Annotated in this window: 20 protein-coding genes, 1 tRNA gene and 1 riboswitch; of the genes, 8 read left to right on the top strand and 13 right to left on the bottom strand. The window is 70.0% G+C overall.

All coding sequences use genetic code 11. The features are described 5' to 3' along the window. The first annotated feature begins 15 nt into the window (after nucleotides 1-15). Nucleotides 16-1,188: a zinc-dependent alcohol dehydrogenase gene (locus AC0IY0_RS05915; protein ID WP_147905895.1), complete on the top strand. Its 1,173-nt coding sequence runs from the start codon at nucleotides 16-18 to the stop codon at nucleotides 1,186-1,188. After that, the gene (locus tag AC0IY0_RS05910) at nucleotides 1,185-1,760 is read left to right on the top strand and encodes a cyclase dehydrase (RefSeq protein ID WP_147905896.1); all 576 of its coding nucleotides are present in this window, start codon (nucleotides 1,185-1,187) and stop codon (nucleotides 1,758-1,760) included. Before AC0IY0_RS05915 ends, AC0IY0_RS05910 begins: the two co-directional genes overlap by 4 nt. 97 nt (nucleotides 1,761-1,857) lie before the next feature. Here the strand turns inward: AC0IY0_RS05910 and AC0IY0_RS05905 are convergent, their stop codons facing one another. The 3 genes from AC0IY0_RS05905 to AC0IY0_RS05895 are packed head-to-tail and all read right to left on the bottom strand — an operon-like array spanning nucleotide 1,858 to nucleotide 3,607. Then, entirely contained in the window at nucleotides 1,858-2,331 is a 474-nt protein-coding gene (locus AC0IY0_RS05905; protein WP_147905897.1) for a YaiI/YqxD family protein, read from the bottom strand. Then, nucleotides 2,328-2,531 carry a hypothetical protein gene (locus AC0IY0_RS05900; RefSeq protein ID WP_147905898.1) on the bottom strand — a complete coding sequence of 68 codons (204 nt, stop codon included), beginning with the start codon at nucleotides 2,529-2,531 and terminating at the stop codon, nucleotides 2,328-2,330. The genes AC0IY0_RS05905 and AC0IY0_RS05900 overlap by 4 nt, the downstream gene beginning before the upstream one ends. Further along, nucleotides 2,531-3,607: an adenylate/guanylate cyclase domain-containing protein gene (locus tag AC0IY0_RS05895; protein WP_147905899.1), complete on the bottom strand. Its 1,077-nt coding sequence runs from the start codon at nucleotides 3,605-3,607 to the stop codon at nucleotides 2,531-2,533. The genes AC0IY0_RS05900 and AC0IY0_RS05895 overlap by 1 nt, the downstream gene beginning before the upstream one ends. 276 nt (nucleotides 3,608-3,883) lie before the next feature. Here AC0IY0_RS05895 and AC0IY0_RS05890 point away from each other — a divergent pair, with 276 nt between their 5' ends. Both AC0IY0_RS05890 and AC0IY0_RS05885 read left to right on the top strand, forming a co-directional pair. After that, complete coding sequence (locus AC0IY0_RS05890; protein ID WP_471763303.1) at nucleotides 3,884-4,723, top strand: aldo/keto reductase; 840 nt, start codon at nucleotides 3,884-3,886, stop codon at nucleotides 4,721-4,723. A 99-nt stretch (nucleotides 4,724-4,822) separates the two neighbouring features. Beyond that, complete coding sequence (locus AC0IY0_RS05885) at nucleotides 4,823-5,269, top strand: DMT family transporter (RefSeq protein WP_147938694.1); 447 nt, start codon at nucleotides 4,823-4,825, stop codon at nucleotides 5,267-5,269. Between the two features lie 11 nt (nucleotides 5,270-5,280). Here the strand turns inward: AC0IY0_RS05885 and AC0IY0_RS05880 are convergent, their stop codons facing one another. Both AC0IY0_RS05880 and AC0IY0_RS05875 read right to left on the bottom strand, forming a co-directional pair. Then, nucleotides 5,281-7,461, bottom strand: a complete 2,181-nt coding sequence (locus tag AC0IY0_RS05880) for a transglycosylase domain-containing protein (protein WP_471763302.1) — start codon at nucleotides 7,459-7,461, stop codon at nucleotides 5,281-5,283. A 142-nt stretch (nucleotides 7,462-7,603) separates the two neighbouring features. Continuing rightward, a complete protein-coding gene (locus AC0IY0_RS05875) occupies nucleotides 7,604-7,978 on the bottom strand; it encodes an ATP-dependent helicase (RefSeq protein WP_471763301.1) in 375 nt (124 codons plus the stop codon). A gap of 415 nt (nucleotides 7,979-8,393) precedes the next feature. Between AC0IY0_RS05875 and AC0IY0_RS05870 the strand changes: the two genes are divergently transcribed. Further along, a complete protein-coding gene (locus AC0IY0_RS05870) occupies nucleotides 8,394-8,639 on the top strand; it encodes a pilus assembly protein PilZ (RefSeq protein ID WP_147938696.1) in 246 nt (81 codons plus the stop codon). 10 nt (nucleotides 8,640-8,649) lie between these two features. On the opposite strand, the gene AC0IY0_RS05865 is transcribed toward AC0IY0_RS05870, so the two are convergent. The 3 genes from AC0IY0_RS05865 to AC0IY0_RS05855 form a co-directional block, all read right to left on the bottom strand. Beyond that, nucleotides 8,650-9,717 carry an acyltransferase family protein gene (locus AC0IY0_RS05865; protein WP_471763300.1) on the bottom strand — a complete coding sequence of 356 codons (1,068 nt, stop codon included), beginning with the start codon at nucleotides 9,715-9,717 and terminating at the stop codon, nucleotides 8,650-8,652. A 105-nt stretch (nucleotides 9,718-9,822) separates the two neighbouring features. Next, complete coding sequence (locus AC0IY0_RS05860; RefSeq protein WP_147905906.1) at nucleotides 9,823-10,197, bottom strand: HNH endonuclease family protein; 375 nt, start codon at nucleotides 10,195-10,197, stop codon at nucleotides 9,823-9,825. Between the two features lie 21 nt (nucleotides 10,198-10,218). Further along, nucleotides 10,219-11,058, bottom strand: coding sequence for an alpha/beta hydrolase (locus tag AC0IY0_RS05855; protein WP_471763299.1), 840 nt, complete (start codon nucleotides 11,056-11,058; stop codon nucleotides 10,219-10,221). A 201-nt stretch (nucleotides 11,059-11,259) separates the two neighbouring features. Next, nucleotides 11,260-11,365: riboswitch (TPP riboswitch) on the top strand. Between the two features lie 74 nt (nucleotides 11,366-11,439). Here AC0IY0_RS05855 and thiC point away from each other — a divergent pair. After that, a complete protein-coding gene (gene thiC / locus AC0IY0_RS05850; protein ID WP_147905908.1) occupies nucleotides 11,440-13,326 on the top strand; it encodes a phosphomethylpyrimidine synthase ThiC in 1,887 nt (628 codons plus the stop codon). Nucleotides 13,327-13,348: 22 nt separating this feature from the next. On the opposite strand, the gene AC0IY0_RS05845 is transcribed toward thiC, so the two are convergent. After that, complete coding sequence (locus tag AC0IY0_RS05845) at nucleotides 13,349-13,957, bottom strand: TY-Chap domain-containing protein (RefSeq protein ID WP_471763298.1); 609 nt, start codon at nucleotides 13,955-13,957, stop codon at nucleotides 13,349-13,351. Between the two features lie 163 nt (nucleotides 13,958-14,120). On the opposite strand from AC0IY0_RS05845, the gene AC0IY0_RS05840 reads away from it, so the two are divergent. Both AC0IY0_RS05840 and AC0IY0_RS05835 read left to right on the top strand, forming a co-directional pair. Next, nucleotides 14,121-14,456, top strand: a complete 336-nt coding sequence (locus tag AC0IY0_RS05840) for a hypothetical protein (RefSeq protein ID WP_471763297.1) — start codon at nucleotides 14,121-14,123, stop codon at nucleotides 14,454-14,456. A gap of 190 nt (nucleotides 14,457-14,646) precedes the next feature. Next, nucleotides 14,647-14,720: transfer RNA gene (locus tag AC0IY0_RS05835), tRNA-Gly, on the top strand. Nucleotides 14,721-14,990: 270 nt separating this feature from the next. On the opposite strand, the gene AC0IY0_RS05830 is transcribed toward AC0IY0_RS05835, so the two are convergent. The 4 genes from AC0IY0_RS05830 to AC0IY0_RS05815 all read right to left on the bottom strand — a co-directional run bounded on the left by AC0IY0_RS05830 (nucleotide 14,991) and on the right by AC0IY0_RS05815 (nucleotide 20,204). After that, entirely contained in the window at nucleotides 14,991-16,154 is a 1,164-nt protein-coding gene (locus AC0IY0_RS05830) for a M20 aminoacylase family protein (protein WP_471763296.1), read from the bottom strand. Between the two features lie 100 nt (nucleotides 16,155-16,254). Then, nucleotides 16,255-17,616 carry a DUF3100 domain-containing protein gene (locus AC0IY0_RS05825; RefSeq protein WP_471763295.1) on the bottom strand — a complete coding sequence of 454 codons (1,362 nt, stop codon included), beginning with the start codon at nucleotides 17,614-17,616 and terminating at the stop codon, nucleotides 16,255-16,257. 165 nt (nucleotides 17,617-17,781) lie between these two features. Beyond that, nucleotides 17,782-19,320 carry an aldehyde dehydrogenase family protein gene (locus AC0IY0_RS05820; protein WP_471763294.1) on the bottom strand — a complete coding sequence of 513 codons (1,539 nt, stop codon included), beginning with the start codon at nucleotides 19,318-19,320 and terminating at the stop codon, nucleotides 17,782-17,784. After that, nucleotides 19,320-20,204, bottom strand: coding sequence for an NAD(P)-dependent oxidoreductase (locus AC0IY0_RS05815; protein WP_471763293.1), 885 nt, complete (start codon nucleotides 20,202-20,204; stop codon nucleotides 19,320-19,322). The genes AC0IY0_RS05820 and AC0IY0_RS05815 overlap by 1 nt, the downstream gene beginning before the upstream one ends. Nucleotides 20,205-20,267: the final 63 nt, after the last annotated feature.

The following is a 20,267-nucleotide window of genomic DNA, read 5'->3' as shown; positions in this document are numbered from 1 at the left end:
GGGAAGAACGCCCCCATGAAGGCACTAGTCTGGCACGGCACCGGTGACGTCCGTTGCGATTCGGTCCCGGATCCGGAGATCGAGGACGAGCGGGATGCCATCATCAAGGTGACGAGTTGCGCAATCTGCGGCTCGGACCTGCATCTCTACGACCATTTCATGCCCGGCATGAAGTCGGGCGACATCCTGGGCCACGAGGCCATGGGCGAGGTTGTCGAAGTCGGCAAGGACAACAAGGCTCTCAAGCCCGGCGACCGGATCGTCGTCCCGTTCACCATCACCTGCGGCCAGTGCGATCAGTGCCGGCGCGGCAACTTCTCGGTGTGTGAGCGCTCCAACCGCAACAAGGCGCTCGGCGATACCGCGTTCGGGCACACCACCGCCGGCCTGTTCGGCTACACCCATCTCACCGGCGGCTACGCGGGCGGCCAGGCCGAGTACCTGCGCGTGCCGTATGCCGACGCGACGCACATCAAGGTGCCGGACGGCATCTCCGACGAAAAGCTCCTGTTCCTGTCCGACGTCTTCCCGACCGGGTGGCAGGGCGCGGTCCAATGCGACATCCAGCCAACCGACACGGTGGCGATCTGGGGCTGCGGGGCTGTCGGCCAGATGGCGATCCGCTCGGCGATCCTGCTCGGCGCAAAGCGTGTCATCGCGATCGACCGGGTCCCGGAGCGCCTGAGGATGGCCGAGGCCGGGGGTGCCGAGGTGATCGACTACAACACGGAATCCAACATCGTCGGCCGCTTGAACGACATGACCGACGGCAGGGGCCCGGAGAAGTGCATCGACGCGGTCGGGCTCGAAGCCCATGCCACGGGCGCGGTCGATGCGGTCTACGACCGGGCGAAGCAGGCGATGTTGCTCGAGACCGACCGGGCCCACGTGCTGCGCCAGATGATCATGGTCTGCCGTCCGGCCGGCGTGCTCTCGGTCCCGGGCGTGTATGGCGGCCTGATCGACAAGTTTCCCATCGGCGCGCTGATGAACAAGGGCCTGACGGTCCGCACCGGGCAGACGCACGTCAACAGGTGGACACCGGACCTGCTGCGGAGGATCGAAGACGGGCAGATCGATCCGTCCTTCGTCATCACCCACACCATCGGGCTGGAGGACGGCCCGGAGATGTACCGGGTGTTCCGCGACAAGCAGGACGGCTGCATCAAGGTGGTGATCCGGCCATGAGCGATAAACAGCATTCGCAGACGACCCGGGGCGCACCAGGGCGCGGTCCCGAGACCGGACACGACGCGCTGGCGCGCGGGCTCGGCTGGTTCTCGATCGGCCTCGGCATCCTGGAGCTGACGGCCCCGCGCGGCCTGTGCCGGGCACTCGGCCTGCGCGGTCGGGAATCGCTGGTGCAAGCCTACGGCGTCCGTGAGGTCGCCACCGGCGTCGCGATCCTCATGAGCCATGATCCGACGCCCTGGATCATCGGGCGCGTCGGCGGCGACGCGCTGGACCTCGCCACACTGGCGACCGGCTTCGAAGGCGACAACCCGAAGCGCACGAACCTCGCCGCCGCGACCGCCGCCGTGGCGGGGGTGACGGTCCTCGACGTCATATGTGCGCAAGGGCTGATCGGGCAGAAGCGCCTGTCACCCCCTGGGACCTTCGATTACGGCGACCGGAGCGGCTTCCCGCGTGGCGCCAGGAGTATGCGCGGCGCTGCCTCCGACTTCGCGCCGCCGGCCGATTTCCGCATCCCGGAGCCGCTGCGGCCATGGTCGGGCGAGCGCGTCGCGCCAGGAACCTGAAGGGTCGTTCCGAGAGGTGGCCGTCGGCTTTCGGTGACAGGCGACCCTAGACGAGGGTCCGGCGCATCGTGCCGGTCCCGATACCCGGCGCGATGCGCTAGGGCCGGTCCCGCAGAATCCGCATCACCGCCCGGTCGAGGGCCGACAGGAACGCCGAGCGGTCGGCCCGGGAGAACGGCGCCGGGCCACCCGTGATCGTGCCGGCCTCGCGTAGGGACTGCATCAGGTCGCGGGTAGCCAGCGCCATGCCGATCGAGGATTCGCTGAACGGCTTGCCGGTGAAGGCCAGGACCGTGGCGCCGGCCTTCACGCAGCGAGCGGCCAGCGGCACGTCGGCGGTGAGCACGATGCTGCCGTGCCCGGCCCGCTCCGCGATCCAGTCGTCGGCGGCGTCGAGGGCGGAACCGACGACGACGCGTACGATCCAGGGCTCGCGCGGCAGGTTAAGCACGCTGTTGGCGACGACGTGGACGGTGAGGCCGTAGCGCGCCGCTACCCGGTAGGTCTCATCCTTCACCGGGCAGGCATCGGCATCGAGATAGATCGTCGGCCGGTTCTCGGTGGCGCTCATCGCCGGGGCACCAGCTTCGAGGTGAAGCCCGCTAGGATCAGGAGCGCCCCGAGGGCGAACTGCCAACGCTCGATATCCCCGCCGATCGACAGCACCACCGCGCGGCCGATGACGATCAGCCCGAGCAGCGGAAAGCCGAAGCGCAGGGCCATCTTGACGACGATCAGTGCGGTCCGGGGTCTGGCCTGGGCTGGTGCCATCAGCGGATCGCCGCGACCCTGCGCGGGGCCGGATCCTCGGTCACCGCGACGCCGGCCTCGTCACCGCGCTCCAGCGTCGCCACAGACAACGGTGCGCCGCGGCCACGCAGGGCGTGGGCGCCCAGCGAGCGCGCCCGCACCCCCGCGGGCAGGCGTGGCAGCCGGCCCAGGAGATCCTGCGAGATCAGGATGCCGACCCCGAGTGGCCGGCACAGGGCTTCGATCCGCGAGGTCACGTTCACGGCGTCGCCGAAATACGCGATCTTGTGGCGGTCGACGCCGACTTCGGCGGTGACCACCGAGCCGCCATGCAGCGCGGCGCGCAGCTTCGGCACCGTGCCGAACCGGCCGGTCCACGCGGCCTCGTCGGCCTCGATCCGGTCGATGACGTCGAACACGCAGGTGACGCAGCGCGCGTCCTTCAGGCCGCGGCTCATCGGCCATGTCACCATGGCCAAGTCGCCGATATAGTCGTCCACCGATCCGCCGTTGCGGCGCACCGGCTCGGCCAGCGTCGCGAAGACCGCGCTGAGATATTCCTGCGCGCGCAGGTCGCCGTGCGCCTCCGCGAAGGCGGTCGACCCGACCACATCCAGGAACAGGAAGATCCGCTCTTCGGCCACCGGCTTGTGGTAGCGGCCGATCATGAAATTCACGAAGATCTCGCCGCCGACGAGGTCGCGCATGCGGATGACGAAGACCAGCAGGCCAGCCACCGCCAACGCGTAGGCGAGGACGCGGGCCGTCATCCGGGTCGCCACGGCGAGTTCGTCGCCGGTCAGGCCGAAGCTCCAGACGATCAGGCCGCCCAGCGCGTTGCCGGCCACGATCATTAGCACGTAGGCCAGTTCGGCCGCGATGACGTAGAGCCAGGCCGGGAGCCGGCGGATCCGGGCCTGCAACCCGGCCAGGATCAGGCCGCGGTCGAAGGCCAGCACGGTGGCGCCCATGGCCAGGCCGTAGGTGAAGCCGGCGAGCGGCGCGGCGGCATCGGCGAAGATGACGTTGTACAGCAGCCCGGCGCCGGCGGCGGCTAGGAGGATCAGCGACCAGAACATCCGGTGAGCCGGCAGCATCAGCGCGTCCCCCCCAGGGTCGGCTCGGCGCCGGCGCCGCACGGGGCGCTCCAGGCCCGCGCGGGCAACCGGGCAGGCCGCTTGGTAGGCCCTGTGGCGGCCTCGTTGAGCGCGGTGTGAGACACTGGCCTAAAGTTCAACACCGGAGCGGCGACGGCCCATTGCTCATCCCCCCAAGATGGCGCGAGTAAGGCGCAGCGGGGTCCGCGTATCGGCTCGATCGGGTCGGGCGGACGATCAGAACGAGACCCCGCGCGGCCGGAAGGGAGCGCTGCCATGTACGCCAGAAGCTTCGGGGCGACGCGCGTCTCGGTGCCGGTCATCGGCCAGGGCACGTGGCATATCGACGGCTCGGACAGGGCAGACGCCGTTCGCGCCCTGCGGGCCGGCATCGATGCCGGGATGACGCATATCGATACCGCCGAGATGTACGGCGACGCCGAGGCGATCGTGGCCGAGGCGACCGCGGATTGCCGCGAGGAGGTGTTCCTCGTCTCGAAGGTGGTCCCGGGCAACGCCACGCGCCGCGGCGTCGTGCGGGCCTGCGAGGCCTCCCTGCGGCGGTTGAAGACCGACCGGCTCGACAGCTACCTGCTGCACTGGCCCGGCCAGCATCCCCTGGCCGAGACGATCGCGGGGTTCGAGGACCTGCGCCGGGCCGGCAAGATCCTGTCCTGGGGCTTGAGCAACTTCGACGTCGACGACCTCGACCGGGTCCTGGCCATCGCCGGGCCGGACCGGATCGCCTGCAACCAGGTGCTGTACCACCTCAACGAGCGGGCGATCGAGCACGCGGTGCTGCCGTGGTGCGAGAGGCACGGCGTCGCGATGGTCGGCTACTCGCCGTTCGGGAGCGGCGAGTTCCCCGACCCTTCCAGCGCCGGCGGCCGCGTGCTCGACGGCATCGCCAGCACCCACGGCACGACGCCCTACGCGGTGGCCCTGGCCTTCCTGACCCGCCTGCCCGCGACCTTCACGATCCCCAAGACCGGCCGGCCGGCGCGGGCGATCGAGAACGCGGGCGCCGCGGAACTGCATCTCGGCCCGGCCGAGATCGCCATGATCGACGCGCATTTCCCCCGCGGGCCCCGGCCCCGGATGCTGCCGATGTTGTGAGCGACGGGGGCAGCCGGATACCGTCGACGCGAATGGCGGGAGGCGGGGAATCGCTGTACCGCGGCCGTCACGCGCGCCGCCCGAAAGCCCCCGACCGTCATGCTGAAATCGCTCCTGCCCTCGGCGCTCGCCCTCACGGCGGGCGTCAGCATCGTCATCCAGCAGGCGCTGAACGCGAATCTGCGCACCGCCCTCAACTCGGCTGCCCTGTCGGGGGTCGTGAGCTTCACGGTCGGGGTGGGCTGCATGGTCGTGTTCGCGCTGGTCGCCCGGGACCCGATGCCGTCCGCCGGGGTGCTCGCGCGGATCCCCTGGTGGGCGTGGAGCGGCGGGATGTTCGGGGCGATCTTCATCGGCCTCGGCATCGTCCTGGTCCCGCAGCTCGGGGCCGGAACTTTTCTGGCGCTCCTGGTCACCGGCCAGATGCTGGCCTCAGTCCTGTTCGACCATTACGGCTGGCTCGGCCTCGCCCAGCGCCCGGTCGACCTGCCGCGGGCGCTCGGCGTCGCGCTGCTGATCGGCGGCGTGGTCCTGATCCGGCGCTGAGCCGGGCCGGCTTACTCGCCGATCCCGAACAGCTTCTCGACGAAGTTGCGGTCGTCCTTCGGGACCGCCCGGCGTGCCGGGGCCTGCTGGCGGGGCGCGGGCGCGGCCGGATCGCCGAAGATCTGGCTTAGGAGGTCGGCCGGGGAACTCGGCGCCGCGCTCGCCACGGAAGCCGTGGTCTCGGGCGGCGGCTTGCGCCAGCGGTTCAGGCCCGGCAGCGGAACCGGGTTCTGGCCCTTCAGCGCCTGGGTCATGTAGGTCTTCCAGATCTCCGCCGGCAGGTTGCCGCCGGTGACCTTCTTGGTCAGCTCGCCGTCGTCGTTGCCGAGCCAGATCCCGGTGACGAGGGTACCCGAGTAACCGATGAACCAGGCATCGCGGAAATCCTGGGTCGTGCCGGTCTTGCCGGCCAGCTCCCAGCCCGGGATGTCGGCCTTCTTGGCGGTGCCGGACACGAAGGTCTCGTGCATCATCGCGTTCATCATGCCGTCGGCGTTGGCGTCGATGACCCGGCCGAGACCGTTGTCGGAACGCTTGTACAGCATCTTGCCGGCGGCACTCTTCACGGAGGTGACCACGTACGGGATCACCCCGGTGCCGCCGTTGGCGAAGGCCCCGTAGGCGCCGACCATCTCCAGCAGGGTCACCTCGGAGGTCCCGAGCGCGATCGAGCCGTTGGCCTGGAGCGGCGAGGTGATGCCGAGGCGCTGGGCGGTCTGCACCACCGTCTTCGGGCCGACTTCCTGGCCGAGCCGCACCGCCACCGTATTGAGCGAGTGCGCCAGCGCCATGCGCAGCGTCACCGGGCCTTCGTAGCGGTGCGAGTAGTTCTCCGGCGCCCAGGTGCCGATCCGGATCGGCGCGTCCTCCTTCACCGTGTCGGGGGTCGCCCCGTGCTCCACGGCGGCGAGGTAGACGAACGGCTTGAACGAAGAGCCGGGCTGCCGCTTGGCAGTGGTCGCGCGATTGAACTGGCTCTGGGCGTAGTCGCGCCCGCCGATCAGCGCGCGGATCGCCCCGTCCGGCCGCATCGAGACCAGGGCGCCCTGTCCGACGTTGAAGCGCGTGCCCTTGGCGTTCAGCTCGTCGGTGAGCGCCTTCTCGGCGAGCGCCTGCAGGCCGGTGTCGACGGTGGTCTGGACCGTGATGTCGGTGTCGAACTTGCCGACGTAATCGTCGAGCACGTCCATCACGAGGTCGGCCACGTAGTTGGCCGAGCCGCCGCCGCGCGCGTTGGCGGGCCGGGCCGGCTGGGCGAGCGCCACCTTGGCGTCCTGCGCCGGGACGAAGCCGAGTTCCTGCATGGCAGCCAGCACCTGCGCGGCGCGGGCCTGGGCGGCGGGCAGGTTGCGGTTCGGGGCGAGCCGCGAGGGCGCCTGCACGAGGCCGCCGAGCATCGCGGCCTGGGCCAGCGACACCTCCTTGGCGGGCTTGCCGAAGTAGCGCTGCGCCGCGGCCTCGACGCCGTAGGCGCCGGCGCCGAAATAGACCCGGTTCAGGTACAGTTCGAGGATCTCGTCCTTGCTGTACTTGTGCTCCAGCCACAGGGCGAGGATCGCCTCCTGGATCTTGCGCGAGGCCGAGCGCTCGGGGGTCAGGAACAGGTTCTTGGCGAGCTGCTGGGTCAGGGTCGAGCCGCCCTGCGCGACGCCGCGGCGTGTCAGGTTCTGGCCAATCGCCCGGAGGATGCCCACCGGGTCGACGCCGAAATGCTGGTAGAACCGCCGGTCCTCGATCGCCACGAAGGCGCGGGGCAGGTAGGGCGGCAGCTCCTTGATCGAGACCACCCGGCCGCCGGTCTCACCCCGGTTGGCCAGCAGCGAGCCGTCGCTCGCCAGGATGGCGATGTTGGGCGGGCGCTTGGGCACCGCGAGCTGGTCGATCGGCGGCAGCTGCGAGGCATGGTAGGCGATGAGGCCGGCGACGCCGATCACCGCCCACAGGCCGAGCACCACGGTGCCGTAGGCGATCCGGCCAAGCCACGAGCGCCGGCGCCGGCCGGACTTCTTCTGGGTCCGGCGTGGCGCCGTCTTAGCCGGAGCCCGCGCCATCTCGTCCGCTCGCTTACCCACGCGTTCCCCTGTCGCGGCCCGGTCGTCCCGGGACAGGCGCAGGTCGAGTTCGCCGCGATCCCGGACGCGCCCTTCCGGCACGTCGAAATTCGGCTCCATCCTGCCCCGACCCTTGGCCATGCATCCCGTCTTCGAACGATCCGAAACCAGCGCGCGCGTGCGTTGCGGCGTAGCCCGGTTACGGCACGCTAAATGCGGCGGTTTAAGGGGTCGTTAGCGTTCCGTTCAGCACCCCGGCCCCGGCCGCTAGCATCCCGGCGCCTTAACCCGAGGCGGTCGGATCCTGCCCCAGCACCCGCCGTGCCTCGGCGAGCAGCACGGGGTGCCGAACCGATTGCGGGCCGGAATCCGGCGTCTCGCGGCCGAGCCGGGCGATACGCGCCGTGAACAGCTTCCGGCGCAGGCCGAACCGGCCGATGCTGGCCGTGAGCGCCAGCAAGACGACCCGCACGGCCTCGGTGCGCTCCCGCTCCTGCACGATCTCGTTCTTCAGCGCCTCCTCGCGCTGCAGGGCGGCATCGAGTTCGAGCCGGACGGCGGCCCGGCTCGCCTCGTCCCGGCGCGCGGTCTCCAGCTGGATCCGGCATTCCTGCAACGCGCTGAGGATCATGAGCTCCTGCGCCGACGCATCCCGCATTGAGTCCTCCCGGTGCACCATCGCCCGGTGAACAACCCGGCACGCGCCCGATCCCTGTCATGAAAATTCGGCCCCGACCTGCGAAGGCGTCGAAGGGCGGACCGTCGCTGCGGTTCGCCTTACCGATGCCGGGCGCCAGCCGGAAGCCATCGCCCCACGATATCGAGGTCGCGATCAGCGGCGAAGCCGGGATCGACGCCATGCGTTGCAGGATTGCCGTAGCCCTGGGGGCATCCTGAACGCCGCGAAGCTGGCGAGCCTGCAGCGGCGGCGCATCTCCTGGATGACCCAAACACGTATTGAGTTTCGGCCTGGGATACCAGTCTCCGCCCGCCATCCAGCCCGTTAACCGTCTCGCCGTATTGTTCAGTCCGCGCGCCTGGGTGTCGCGGACCGGGACCGGAGAGAGGGTGCGATGACGGAGGATCGCCGCGGGGCATTCCGCAAGAACGCCTTCACGTTCGGCACGCTGCTGCTCGCATGCGGCGAGGTCGGCTGCCTCGTCTGGGACGCCACCGAGACCGGCGCTCAGATCGAGGTCGAGGAGGATCAAGCCGTGCCGGACCGCTTCCCGCTCCGTCTGACGGACGGGGCCGACCCGCGGCAGGCCGCCGTGGCGTGGCGGCGCAGCCGCCGGATCGGCATCGCGTTCGAGAGCTGAGCTGCCGGCCTCAGGTGGCCGCGAGGGACGGACGCGGGCGCGGCGCTCCCGCCAGCCGGAACCAGGCCGGACGCACGAACAGCAGGGCGAGCGGCGTGTGGCGCACCAGCCGCTCCAGGGCCAGCGGCACCAGCAGCGCCGCCGCCATGACGATCAGGCTCGCAAGCCCGATATCGTTCACGAGCCCGGTGCGGACCAGGATCTCGCGGGTCGCGGCCATCGGCAGCGAGAAGGCAAGATAGATCACGATCGAGCGCTGGCCGCAGGTCCGGAGGGCTTCGGCGACGGCGGTCCCCGACCGCTCGATCAGCGCGGCCACGACTACGATCGCCAGGGCGCCGGCCGCCCCGAGGGCGAGGCTCGCGATCGGCAAGCTGGCGAGGGTCGGGTAGGCCGGATGGCCGGCGGGCGTCAGCGCCATCCATCCTTCCAAGACGGCCCAGGCGGCGAGGCCGCACAGCGCGGGGCCGACATGCCGGCGGGCCGCGTCGGCCAAGGCGAAGATCCGGCCGGCGAACAGGTAGCCCGCCACGAAGTAGACGTAGCGGCCGCAGAACTCCTCGACGAGGGTCGCATCGCTGCGGATGTCGGCGACCTGCAGCAGGGCCGCGCCGGCCAGCAGCAGCGCCCCCGGGCACCGGCGCAAGACCTTGGTCACCACGGAGAAGACCGCCAGCAGGTAGACGAACCACAGGCTGGAATACGGCTCGACCAGCGCGTGGGCGAGATGGGCGGCGAAGGCGCCCGGCCCGGCATCGCCGACGATACCGCCGTAGCGCGCCGCCGACTGAATCACCAGCCAGAGCCCGTAGAAGTAGGCGAAGTGCAGGACCCGGCGGTCGGCGAACAGGCGCCAGTCCCGGTCGATCACCCGCCCCAGGAACAGGCCGGACAGCAGGAAGAAATCCGGGATCCGAAACGGTTTGGCGAAGGCCACCACCGGGTGCAGGAATCCCTCGCCGCCCAGGGCCGCACCGGTGCCGATGACGGAATGCATCATCACCACCAGGAGGATGCAGATCCCCTTGGCGATATCGACCCAGGCCAGCCGGCCGTCCGCGTCCCCTGCCCCGCCCATCGTTCAGCTCCCAGACCGGGGCCAGTGTGGATCGACAAGGTTGACGGGGTTGCCGGCCCGGGACCGGAACCTGCAGATGTCCTGAGCGCCGGGTAAACGGCTACCTCAATCCCGACGCTTGCCCGCGCGGCGGTCGCGGGTCATGCGCGTGGCGGCGTGGAAGTCGTCGGGCTTGCCGCGGATCCAGACCACGAAGCGCGCGATCTCGGGATCGTCCCGCAGCGCGTCCACGTCGGCGAGCCGACGGGCGATCTCGGCCTCGCTGTAGCGGGCATGGATCGCCGAGTGGCAGATCTGGTGCAGCCGCACAGTGCCCTGGTGGGTGCCGCCCTTCAGCTTCGGGGTGAGGTGGTGCAGGCTGGATCGGGCGCGGGGCGGGATAGGCCGGCCGCAGAGCGGGCAGACCGGATCCATCCGGGCAACCGCGCCGGGCATCTCCGGATCGTCGGCGTTCCAGCGCCGGGAGCGGCGTCCGACCAAACGATGTCTCCTCCCGTCCTTTCAGGGCACAGCCTGATCCGGCGTCCTGCAGGCCGGCCCCACACGTCCGCGGAACCACGCCTCGGCCTCGCGATCCCGGGACCCGAAGATCGACATGTGGTCGCCCGGCACCAGCTCGAACCGCGCTCGGGGCCCCGCCGCCGTAGCGAGCGCCCGGGCGAGCTCGGCCGGCACCACCGGGTCGTCGGTGCCCTGGACGATCAGGACCGGCGCGGACGTGCCTTGGATGCGCCGGTCCGAGCGATAGGTGTCGCGCAGGAGCCAGGATGGTGCCAGCGGGACATGCAGCCGCACGGCATGGGTCAGCGAGTCGAACGGTGCTTCAAGGTAGAGCCCGATCGCCTCGACTTGCCCGGCGATCGCGACCGCCACCGCGGCACCCAGGGAATGGCCATGCAGCAGGATCGGCGCCCCCGGAGACCGTGCCTCAGCGGCCGCGACCGCCGCCAGCCCGTCCCGGATCAGGCCGTCCTCGCTCGGCGTGCCGGTCGAGCCAGGATAGCCGCGATAGGCCGGCGCCAGCACACCCCAGCCGGCCGCGCGCCACGGATCCGCGGCGAAGCGGGCCGCGTGCGGCTCGGGTTGGGAGCCGTTGCCGTGAAAGCTGATGACGATGCCGCAGCCGGAATGCGGCGGCCGCCACAGGGCGAACAGCCGCTCGCCGTCCACTGTCGCCACCGTGACCGGCTCGGTCCCGGGCGGTGCCGCCTGGATGCGCACGGGTTGCCCGTTCCAGGCCGCGCCCGGGTAGATCAGCCGCCGCTGGAACAGCACCAGGGCGACGAGCCAAGCCAGGTAGAGCACCGCCAGGGCGGCCAGCAGCAGGAGCAGGATGCGCATCGTTTCTTGAAGGTTCAAAGATGGGCATCGTAGCCAAGTTTGTTTGGCCCAGGACGGCTTTGATGAGTGGTTGGGCGGCCCTGCCCCTACACAGGGCTCTTGTCTTTGGGCGACCGGAGCTTCTCCCGCCGGACAACACCAGCCTGTTATCCGCTCGGCTCGCCGCAGCATTGACAAACCCATCCCCGGGGCCGAGTCTTGAACCGTTCCGAGGGGGGCCCTGAAGGGGGCTGAGATTGGGCATGCTGCCCTGACCCTTGAACCTGATCCGGCTCATACCGGCGGAGGGACGGGAACCTGCGGCTGCTCGCGTGCGTGCGGCCGGATCTCATCTCAGCCATCGCGTGGTCCGGAGCGCTCCAACACGAGGAGAGGCCCACGATGAACGCACCCGTTCTCCCCAAGGACGTGAAAGGCAGCCCCGAGACCGTGACCACGGGTCCGGTCACCGGGTCGCGCAAGGTCTACGCGAATCCGGTCGGCCGGCCGGACATCCGGGTGCCCTATCGCGAGATTGCCCTGTCCGATCCGAAAGAGGAGCCGGTGCGGGTCTACGATCCGTCGGGCCCCTACACCGAGACCGACGCCCGCATAGACCTCACCGCCGGCCTGCCCGGCGTGCGCGAGCCCTGGATCGCGGCGCGCCGCTACACCGCGGTTGAGCCCCGTGCGGTCAAGCCGGAGGATAACGGCTTCGCGGGCGACAAGCTCGTGGCGCCCTGCCCCGCTACCCGGACGATCCGCATGGCGGCCCCCGGGCAGATGGTGACGCAGTACGAGTTCGCCCGAGCCGGGATCATCACCGAGGAGATGATCTACGTCGCCCACCGCGAGAACGCCTGTCGCGACGCGATGCTGGCGGGCGCCGAAGCCACGCTGGCAGACGGCGAGAGCTTCGGTGCGTCGGTGCCGCCGTTCATCACCCCAGAATTCGTGCGCGACGAAATCGCCCGCGGCCGCGCGATCATCCCGGCCAACATCAACCACACCGAGCTGGAGCCGATGGCGATCGGCCGGAACTTCCTGGTCAAGATCAACGCCAACATCGGCAATTCGGCCGTGACGTCGTCGGCCGCGGAAGAGGTCGAGAAGCTGGTCTGGTCGATCCGCTGGGGCGCCGACACGGTCATGGACCTGTCCACCGGCCGCAACATCCACAACATCCGCTCGTGGATCATCCGGAACAGCCCGGTGCCGATCGGGACCGTGCCGATCTACCAGGCGCTCGAGAAGGTCGGTGGCGACCCGCTCAAGCTCGATTGGGAAGTCTTCAAGGACACGCTGATTGAGCAGGCCGAGCAGGGCATCGACTACTTCACCATCCATGCCGGCGTGCGGCTGGCGCACGTGCCGCTCACCGCCCGTCGGGTCACCGGCATCGTCTCGCGGGGCGGCTCGATCATGGCGCGCTGGTGCCTGGCCGGGCACCGGGAATCGTTCCTGTACGAGCATTTCGACGAGATCTGCGACATCATGCGTGCCTACGACGTGTCGTTCTCGCTCGGCGACGGCCTGCGTCCGGGCTCGATCGCCGACGCCAACGACGCCGCGCAGTTCGGCGAGCTGGAGACGCTGGGCGAACTGACCAAGATCGCCTGGGACAAGGGTTGCCAGGTGATGATCGAGGGCCCCGGCCACGTGCCGATGCACAAGATCAAGGTCAACATGGAGAAGCAGTTGCGGGAGTGCGGCGAGGCGCCGTTCTACACCCTCGGCCCGCTGACCACCGACATCGCCCCCGGCTACGACCACATCACCTCGGGCATTGGCGCCGCCATGATCGGCTGGTTCGGCACCGCGATGCTCTGCTACGTCACCCCGAAGGAGCACCTCGGGCTGCCGGACCGCGACGACGTGAAGACCGGGGTGATCACCTACAAGATCGCCGCCCACGCCGCCGACCTCGCCAAGGGCCACCCGGCCGCCCAGCTGCGCGACGACGCGCTGAGCCGCGCCCGGTTCGACTTCCGCTGGGAAGACCAGTTCAACCTGGGCCTCGATCCGGATACGGCCCGTCGCTACCACGACGAGACCCTGCCCAAGGACGCCCACAAGGTCGCGCATTTCTGCTCGATGTGCGGGCCGAAGTTCTGCTCGATGAAGATCACCCAGGACCTGCGCGCCGAGGTGCTGGCGATGGAGGAAGCGGGCGAGGTCGTGGGCGCGTCGCCCGCTATGTCGAAGGCCGAGGCCGAGGCCGGCATGCGGGCCAAGTCCCAGGAGTTCCTGGCCGAAGGCGGCAAGCTCTACATCGACGCCGCCGAATGAGGAGCCGGCACGCCCCGTCCGCTCAAGACGTGGGCGTGCCGCACCCGCCGCCGCCGCCGCGCGGTGCCGTGATCTCGATCGCCGAGTCCGGCTCGGCCCCGTAGGCATCGTAGAGCGCCGCGAGCATCAGGTCGGCGGCGATGCCGACATCGGGAGGATCTCCGAGGCTGACGGTGCGCGAGAAATTCGCTTCTCCGTCGGCTTGGGCATACTGAAGGGCCCGGAGGGCGGCCTGGGATTGCGCCTGGAGCCGAAAACCCGTTTTCCCGTAGGCGCCAGACGAGGCTTCGCACAACATCACGGTATCGAAGGGCTGGAAGATGCACTGGACATAGTGCATCGGCCGATCGCGCAGCGCCACCACGATGAAGCGATCACGCGACGTTTCGACGGGCCCGCGCCGATGGATCGCGTCAAGGCGCGCCACGACCTCGCAGCGATGCTGCCGGATGAACGCCCCCGGGGTGATAATCCTGATCGCGCCTGTCCGCTGACCGGTGGTGCCTCGGCAAACGCCGCAATCGGGAGCGCCACCGCTATTCGGGTCCAGCGCATGGATACCTCCGGACGCGTGCCGTTCCCCGTGGCGCAATAGCGACACGGATCGCCCCACCCGCGCGGTGCGCGGCATCAAGGACCAGACGAATCGCAAAATGATGCCGTTCCGGTAACGCGATCTTCATCGCGACTCCGGCTGCCGCGCAACCATCCCCTGCGCCGGGGGGGGCCGTTAACGGACGCTTAGGCGGCAGAACCGCTGAATCCCTCGATCACAGGATCGCAGGAGATCAGCCATGGATATCCGTCCGCTCAATGCGACGACGCCGGGGCCGCAGGGTCTCGAGTCGCTCGCGGCATCGGCCGCTCCGGCCGCCACCGAGGACACGACGCCGGCCCAGGCCGCCACCGCTCCGCTGGAACCGGCGGTCAAGCTCGACATCACCCCCACCAGCGACAAGGCGCGCTACATCCAGGATCCGGACACGAGCTCGATCGTGTTCCAGGTGGTGGATTCGCGGTCCGGCAACGTCGTCGAACAGCTGCCCAGCGAGACGGCCCTGCGCAACCGGGCCTATGACGCCGCCCGCGAATCGCACGCCGCCGCGGGGAACCTGTCCCGGATCGCCTGAGACGCTGGCTCCGGCGCAGGTCGCTCCACTGGGCGAGGTCCGGCTTGCGAACACGCTTTCCTGCAGAAACCGAAAGACCCCGTTTGACGGACTTGTCGGCGGGCTGCTAGATCGCATTCATACACGGGTGCACGGAGCACCCACGAGGCCCCGGCCTTGTGGGCGCCACTCCACCGCACCGGCCGTGTCCGCGGGCGTAGTTCAGTGGTAGAACGTCAGCTTCCCAAGCTGAATATGCGGGTTCGATTCCCGCCGCCCGCTCCACTTTTTTCTACTTTACATCAGCCCGTCAGTTCCGCTCGCCGCGACTGATCAGCCCCACGGGGAGGCGAGATGTGTTCGCCACGGGCGCGTTGGCGCCCGGGGCTCGAGACGCCTCTCAGGGACGCATCCTGTAAGATCAGCGTGTCGAGCGTCAGATCTGCGATTACCGGCAAAAGATGCCGGTTCTCCGTCTCAAGATCCATCATCCGCCTGCGAAGCCGTTCGGCAACTTCGCAGGCTCGGGCCTCGATACCCGAAGCGTCGGCAAGCTTACGTACGGGCCGCTTCGAGCATGCCGGTCGCCAGGGCCACCCAATAGGCGGCCCCGATCGGCAGGGCGTCGTCGTTGAAGTCGTAGCCGGGATTGTGAAGCGGCCGGCCGGGCTCGGCGCCGTCGGTGCCGAGCCAGACGTAGGCGCCGGGGCAGGCCTGCAGCATGTAGGCGAAGTCCTCCGAGGCCATCGACGGCGCGACATTTCCGTGCCGGGTCGGTATCGCCGGGACCCGGGCCGCCGCGGCGAGCGCGAGCGGGACGGCGTCCGGTGCGTTGACCGTCGAGGGATATCCGGTGTGGTAATCGACCTCGGCGGCGCCGCCATGCGTGCGGGCGGTGCCCGTGGCGATCTCCGTGATGAGAGCCGCCACCGTCCCGCGCACGCTCTCGGACAGGCAGCGGACGGTCCCCCGGATCGTGGCGAGGTCCGGGATCACGTTCCAGGCGTCGCCGCCGTGGACCTGGGTGATGCTCACCACCGCGGGATCGAGCGGGGCGATCCGGCGGCTGACGATCGTCTGCAGGGCCAGAACCGTCTCGGAGGCGATCACCAGCGTGTCGATGCCCCGCTCCGGCATGGCGGCGTGCGTCCCCGAGCCCCTGACGCGTATCTCGAACGTGTCGAGGGAGGCCATGATCGGGCCCGGGCAGGTGGCGAAGGCTCCGAGTGGCAATCCCGGCCAGTTGTGCAGGCCCCAGACCGTGTCGCAGGGGAACATCCGGAATAGGCCGTCCTCGACCATCGCCCGGCCGCCGCCCTCGCATTCCTCGGCCGGCTGGAAGATGACCCGGACCGTACCGCGCAGGTTCTCGGCGCGGGCGAGCTGGCTGGCGGCGCCGAGCAGCATCGCGACATGCCCATCATGCCCACAGGCATGCATCACCCCCGGGTTCCTGGAGGCGTGGGGCAGACCGGTCGCCTCGTGGATGGGCAGCGCGTCCATGTCGGCGCGCAGGCCGACGATCGGGCCCTCTCCCCGGCGCAGCGTCCCGACGACGCCCGTCCGGCCCAGGCCGCGATGGACCTCGAAGCCGCAGGCGGCGAGCTCGCGCGCGACGAGGTCCCCGGTTCGGACCTCCGCAAAGGCGAGCTCCGGGTGGGCGTGCAGGTCGCGCCGCCAGGCGACCATGCGACCGAGGATGTCCGCGTCTATGCTCATGCCGTTCGCTCCCTGGCCGTCACAGGTCCGATCCCGGCCATCCCTGCGGGTCGGTCGATCCACCAACAAACCCCGGCACGGTCGCGGATCGATCGGTGTCTCACGTCACCGGGACATGCATCCAGAACTGCGCGATCAGGGTCGCGCCCAGGAATGTGCCGGCATTCGCCATGAACGAGACCACGACGATGCGCCAGCCCAGTTGCCGGAAGGCGGGGATGTCCTTGGCTATGGACAGGCCGGCGAATGTCAGGATCGGAGTGGCCAGGGCGAGAAAGTTGATCTTGCCGGTCATCGCGGCGATCTCGGCCGCGTACGGCATCGCCGGATAGGTCAGCGCCATGCCGATCAGGGAGACCCAGATCACCGCGGGAAGCTTCCGCGCCGAGATCACGTAGAGACCCCAGCCGAGGATCACGACGCCAATGATGATCGCCATCCCGCCCACGACGGCGGCGTCGGGGATCACGCCGTAGGTCAGATAGTTGCCGATGAGCCCGTAGGCGCCGATCAGCAGCCACGCCACCAGCATCTCGGCGAACCCGATCGTCGTTTCCTCGTGCGCCGGGGTCACGGCGACGGCCGAGGGCTCCCGGACCGTGTTGGGGCGGTTGCGTCCGAGGATCGGTTCGAGCTTGCCGTAGGCCCAGATCGTGAAGGGCAGCGACAGGAAGAGCGTGAAGTAGGTTCCGATGGTCGTGGTGATCAGGTTGCTCGCTGCCGCGAAGGTGGCGACATCCTTGGCCACCTCGGGGGTCTGCTGCGCCGCGATGGCCCCCGACGCGGCGGCCATCATGCTGCCGGATCCGACGCCGGCCCCCATGGCGAGCGCGAGGGGATTGAAGATGTTCAGGCTGGCGATGAGACCGGCCAGGACGGCGATGAAGACGGCCCCGAACACTGTCCCGGTGAGGTATTCCGCGAGCACGCCGCGCCCCTCGGGGGAATCCATCCCGTAGCGCTCGCCGATGATGGCCAGGCTCGGCTCCCGGCCGACCGAGAAGGTGGCGCCGATGGCCTCTCGCTTGATGCCGAGGAGAAGGGCGACCGGAAGGCCGAACACCATGGTGCCGAAGAAGTGGCCGAACTCCTGGAACACGAGCGACCATCCCGACGCGAAGATCCTCGGCAGCGAGCCGCCGACCAGCAGGCCGAGCTTTGCGATGAAGACGAGGAGGGCCGGCTGCAGGAAGGCGGCCGCGGCCGACTGCGTCGAGGACCGCAGGCGCAGGAGGGCCGGGAGCCGGGGGCTCGCCAGACCGAGGGCTCCGCCGAGCAGGAGGGCCCACAGCAGGGGCAGCAGGACGATCTTTCCGGTCCCGACGGGGATGTTGATGTTGCCGATGGCCTCGGCGATGACGACGATGACCAGGGCGATCAGGAACAGGCGGACGCGGCTCGGTCTTTCGGCCGGGTTGGCCTCGACTGGGACCGGGCCTCGATGGATTGCTTCCTGTGCCATGGCTGTTGTCCTCCCTGCGATGGGTCGCGGCGCTTAGGGTCCTGATTGTTGTTCTTGCGCCGGCGTCGGGGCCCGCGGACCTGGTTGTGGGCCCGCGGGGCGTCGAGGGCGTCCGTGTGGCGGCGGCCCGTTCGGGCGGGCGCCGTTTGGTTCAGCCCACCCGGCTCAGCCGACGTAGCCGAAGGCGACGCCGGGTTGGGCTGCGGTCTCGACCCACACGCTCTTGGTCTGGGTGTAGGCCATCAGCGCCTCGCGCCCGGAGGACCTGCCGAAGCCGGAGCGGCCGAACCCGCCGAAGGGCGAGGCGACGTTGATCGTCTTGTAGCCGTTGACCCAGAACGTCCCGGCCCTGACGGCGGCGGCGACCCGGTGAGCGCGGCCGACATCGTTCGTCCAGACCGCGCCGGCGAGGCCGTACGGCGTGGCGTTGGCGATCGCGACCGCCTCGTCCTCGGTCTCGAACGGCAGGACGGTCAGGACCGGGCCGAACACCTCGTCCCGGGCGATCGCCGCATCGGGCGTCACGCCGTCGATCACCGTCGGACCGAAGTAGAAGCCGCCGGTGTCCCGCAGGTTGGCCGGACAGGCGCCGCCCGCGGCGATGCGGGCGCCGGCATCCACGGCCTGGCCCACCATCGCGGCGATCTTGTCGCGTTGCCGCCGGTTGTTGATCGGGCCGATCTGGGTCGTCGGGTCGGTGGGCGCGCCCACCGGGATGCGGCCGGCGGCGTAGGACAGCCGCGCCACGAAATCGGCGTGCACCGACCGGTGGACGAGGAGGCGCGAGCCGGCCACGCAGCTCTGCCCGGCGCCGCCGAAGATCGCCGCCTGCGCGCCCACCAGGGCACGGTCGAGGTCGGCATCGGCGAACACGATGTTGCCCGACTTGCCACCGAGCTCGAGCACGCTCGGCACGATGTTGCGCGCTGCCGCGGCCGCAATCTGCGCCCCGGCCTCGGCGGAGCCCACGAAGACCACCAGCCGCGTGTCGGCATGGGCGACGGCCGCCGCCCCGGTGGTCGGGCCCGCGCCCGCCAGCACCGAGACCAGGCCGCGCGGGATCCCCTCGGCCCGGTCGCACAGCATCCCGAGCGCCAGGGAGGTCAGAGGCGTCAGCTCGGAGGGCTTCAGCACCACCGCGTTGCCGGCGCACAGCGCCGGGGCGATCTGCCAGCCGGCGGTGAAGATCGGGGCGTTCCACGGCGTGATCTGCACCACGGTGCCGAACGGCTCGGCGCGGGTGTAGTTCAGGTGCGAGGTCGGGACCGGGATGACCTCGCCGTGCAGCTTGTCGCACCAGCCGGCGTAATATTCGAACATCTCCGCGACCTTGCCGACCTCGCCGCGCGTGTCGCGGATCGGCTTGCCGGCCGACAGGGTCTCCAGCTCGGCCAACGCGTCGGCGTTGTGCCGGATCAGGGCGGCCACCGCCCACATCGCCCGGCCGCGGGCCGCCGCCGTCATGCCCCACCAGGTCCGCTGGGCGGGCCGGGCCGCCGCCATGGCGGCATCCACGACGGACGCGCCGGCATCCGCAAAGCTCGCCACCACCCGGCCGTCCGCCGGGTTCACGAGGTCGAGGGTTTCCCCCGTTCCCATGAGGATCTCGCCGGACACCAGGCTGCCGATGCGGTCGCCCAGGGAAAGGGCGGACAGGAGGTCCCGGATGCGCTGCGCCGCATCGCCGTGCACGCTGGTCGACATCAGTTGGCTCCGTTCGAGTTGCGGTAATCGGCCATGCGGGTGAAGTCCGCGGCGTCCGGGATGGCGTCGCGGGTGGTCGCCCAGATCTGCGCGACATGGGTGGACAGCGGCAGGTCGGCGCCGCTCTCGGCGGCCAGCGCCATGGCGAGGCGCACGTCCTTGCGCATCAGCCCCGCGGAAAAGCCGCTGTCGAAGGTGTTCGACACGATCCAGCGGGGAAACATCACCTCGCTGATCGCGCTGCGCCCGGTGGCGGTGTTGACGACCTTGATCGCCTCCTCGGCCGACAGGCCGGCCGCCTCGGACAGGCGCATCGCCTCGCCCGTGGTCACGAGGTGGGCGGCGACCAGCAGGTTGTTCACGAGCTTGACGATGTTGCCGGCGCCGGACGGCCCGACATGCGGGGCGCGGGCCGACATCGCCGAGAGCACCGGCTCGGCCAGGGCGTAGTCGGCCTCCGAGCCGCCGACCATCATCGTCAGCGTGCCTTCGGCGGCCCCCGAGGGGCCTCCGCTCACCGGCGCGTCGAGCAGGGCATGGCCGGCCTCGGCGAGGCGCGCCGCCAGCCGCCGCGTGGTGCCGGGATCCGAGGTGGAGGTATCGACGACGACGACCTTCCGGTCGGTCCGGGACAGCAGGCCGCCTTCCGCCGTGACCACGGCCTCGACATCGCGGGCCAGGGGCAGCGAGAAGACCAGGGCGTGCGCGCGACGCAGGACGTCGGTCAGGTCCGGGACGAACGAGACGCCGGCCGCCTCGACGGCGGCGCGCCGGGCGTCGCTGATGTCGTAGCCGATGACCGCGAAGCCCTTGCGCGCCAAGGTCGCCGCCATGCCGAGACCCATATTGCCGAGCCCGACGACACCTATCGTCTCAATGATCATTTCGACACCTTCCGTTTAGGAAATGGTATCGATCGTCGATACGGTCGCTACAAGACTTGCTTT

This window comes from Methylobacterium sp. AC315 (assembly GCF_979253755.1).
The sequence above is the reverse complement of the archived record's forward strand: the minus strand, read 5'-3'. Positions and strand labels throughout refer to the sequence as shown.

What these genes read in the sequence shown, in the direction of transcription:
- AC0IY0_RS05915 (WP_147905895.1), top strand. Translation starts at nt 16, where the DNA reads ATGAAGGCACTAGTCTGGCACGGCACCGGTGACGTCCGTTGCGATTCG.
- AC0IY0_RS05910 (WP_147905896.1), top strand. Translation starts at nt 1,185, where the DNA reads ATGAGCGATAAACAGCATTCGCAGACGACCCGGGGCGCACCAGGGCGC.
- AC0IY0_RS05905 (WP_147905897.1), bottom strand. Translation starts at nt 2,331, where the DNA reads ATGAGCGCCACCGAGAACCGGCCGACGATCTATCTCGATGCCGATGCC.
- AC0IY0_RS05900 (WP_147905898.1), bottom strand. Translation starts at nt 2,531, where the DNA reads ATGGCACCAGCCCAGGCCAGACCCCGGACCGCACTGATCGTCGTCAAG.
- AC0IY0_RS05895 (WP_147905899.1), bottom strand. Translation starts at nt 3,607, where the DNA reads ATGCTGCCGGCTCACCGGATGTTCTGGTCGCTGATCCTCCTAGCCGCC.
- AC0IY0_RS05890 (WP_471763303.1), top strand. Translation starts at nt 3,884, where the DNA reads ATGTACGCCAGAAGCTTCGGGGCGACGCGCGTCTCGGTGCCGGTCATC.
- AC0IY0_RS05885 (WP_147938694.1), top strand. Translation starts at nt 4,823, where the DNA reads ATGCTGAAATCGCTCCTGCCCTCGGCGCTCGCCCTCACGGCGGGCGTC.
- AC0IY0_RS05880 (WP_471763302.1), bottom strand. Translation starts at nt 7,461, where the DNA reads ATGGCCAAGGGTCGGGGCAGGATGGAGCCGAATTTCGACGTGCCGGAA.
- AC0IY0_RS05875 (WP_471763301.1), bottom strand. Translation starts at nt 7,978, where the DNA reads ATGCGGGATGCGTCGGCGCAGGAGCTCATGATCCTCAGCGCGTTGCAG.
- AC0IY0_RS05870 (WP_147938696.1), top strand. Translation starts at nt 8,394, where the DNA reads ATGACGGAGGATCGCCGCGGGGCATTCCGCAAGAACGCCTTCACGTTC.
- AC0IY0_RS05865 (WP_471763300.1), bottom strand. Translation starts at nt 9,717, where the DNA reads ATGGGCGGGGCAGGGGACGCGGACGGCCGGCTGGCCTGGGTCGATATC.
- AC0IY0_RS05855 (WP_471763299.1), bottom strand. Translation starts at nt 11,058, where the DNA reads ATGCGCATCCTGCTCCTGCTGCTGGCCGCCCTGGCGGTGCTCTACCTG.
- thiC (WP_147905908.1), top strand. Translation starts at nt 11,440, where the DNA reads ATGAACGCACCCGTTCTCCCCAAGGACGTGAAAGGCAGCCCCGAGACC.
- AC0IY0_RS05845 (WP_471763298.1), bottom strand. Translation starts at nt 13,957, where the DNA reads ATGCCGCGCACCGCGCGGGTGGGGCGATCCGTGTCGCTATTGCGCCAC.
- AC0IY0_RS05840 (WP_471763297.1), top strand. Translation starts at nt 14,121, where the DNA reads ATGGATATCCGTCCGCTCAATGCGACGACGCCGGGGCCGCAGGGTCTC.
- AC0IY0_RS05830 (WP_471763296.1), bottom strand. Translation starts at nt 16,154, where the DNA reads ATGAGCATAGACGCGGACATCCTCGGTCGCATGGTCGCCTGGCGGCGC.
- AC0IY0_RS05825 (WP_471763295.1), bottom strand. Translation starts at nt 17,616, where the DNA reads ATGGCACAGGAAGCAATCCATCGAGGCCCGGTCCCAGTCGAGGCCAAC.
- AC0IY0_RS05820 (WP_471763294.1), bottom strand. Translation starts at nt 19,320, where the DNA reads ATGTCGACCAGCGTGCACGGCGATGCGGCGCAGCGCATCCGGGACCTC.
- AC0IY0_RS05815 (WP_471763293.1), bottom strand. Translation starts at nt 20,204, where the DNA reads ATGATCATTGAGACGATAGGTGTCGTCGGGCTCGGCAATATGGGTCTC.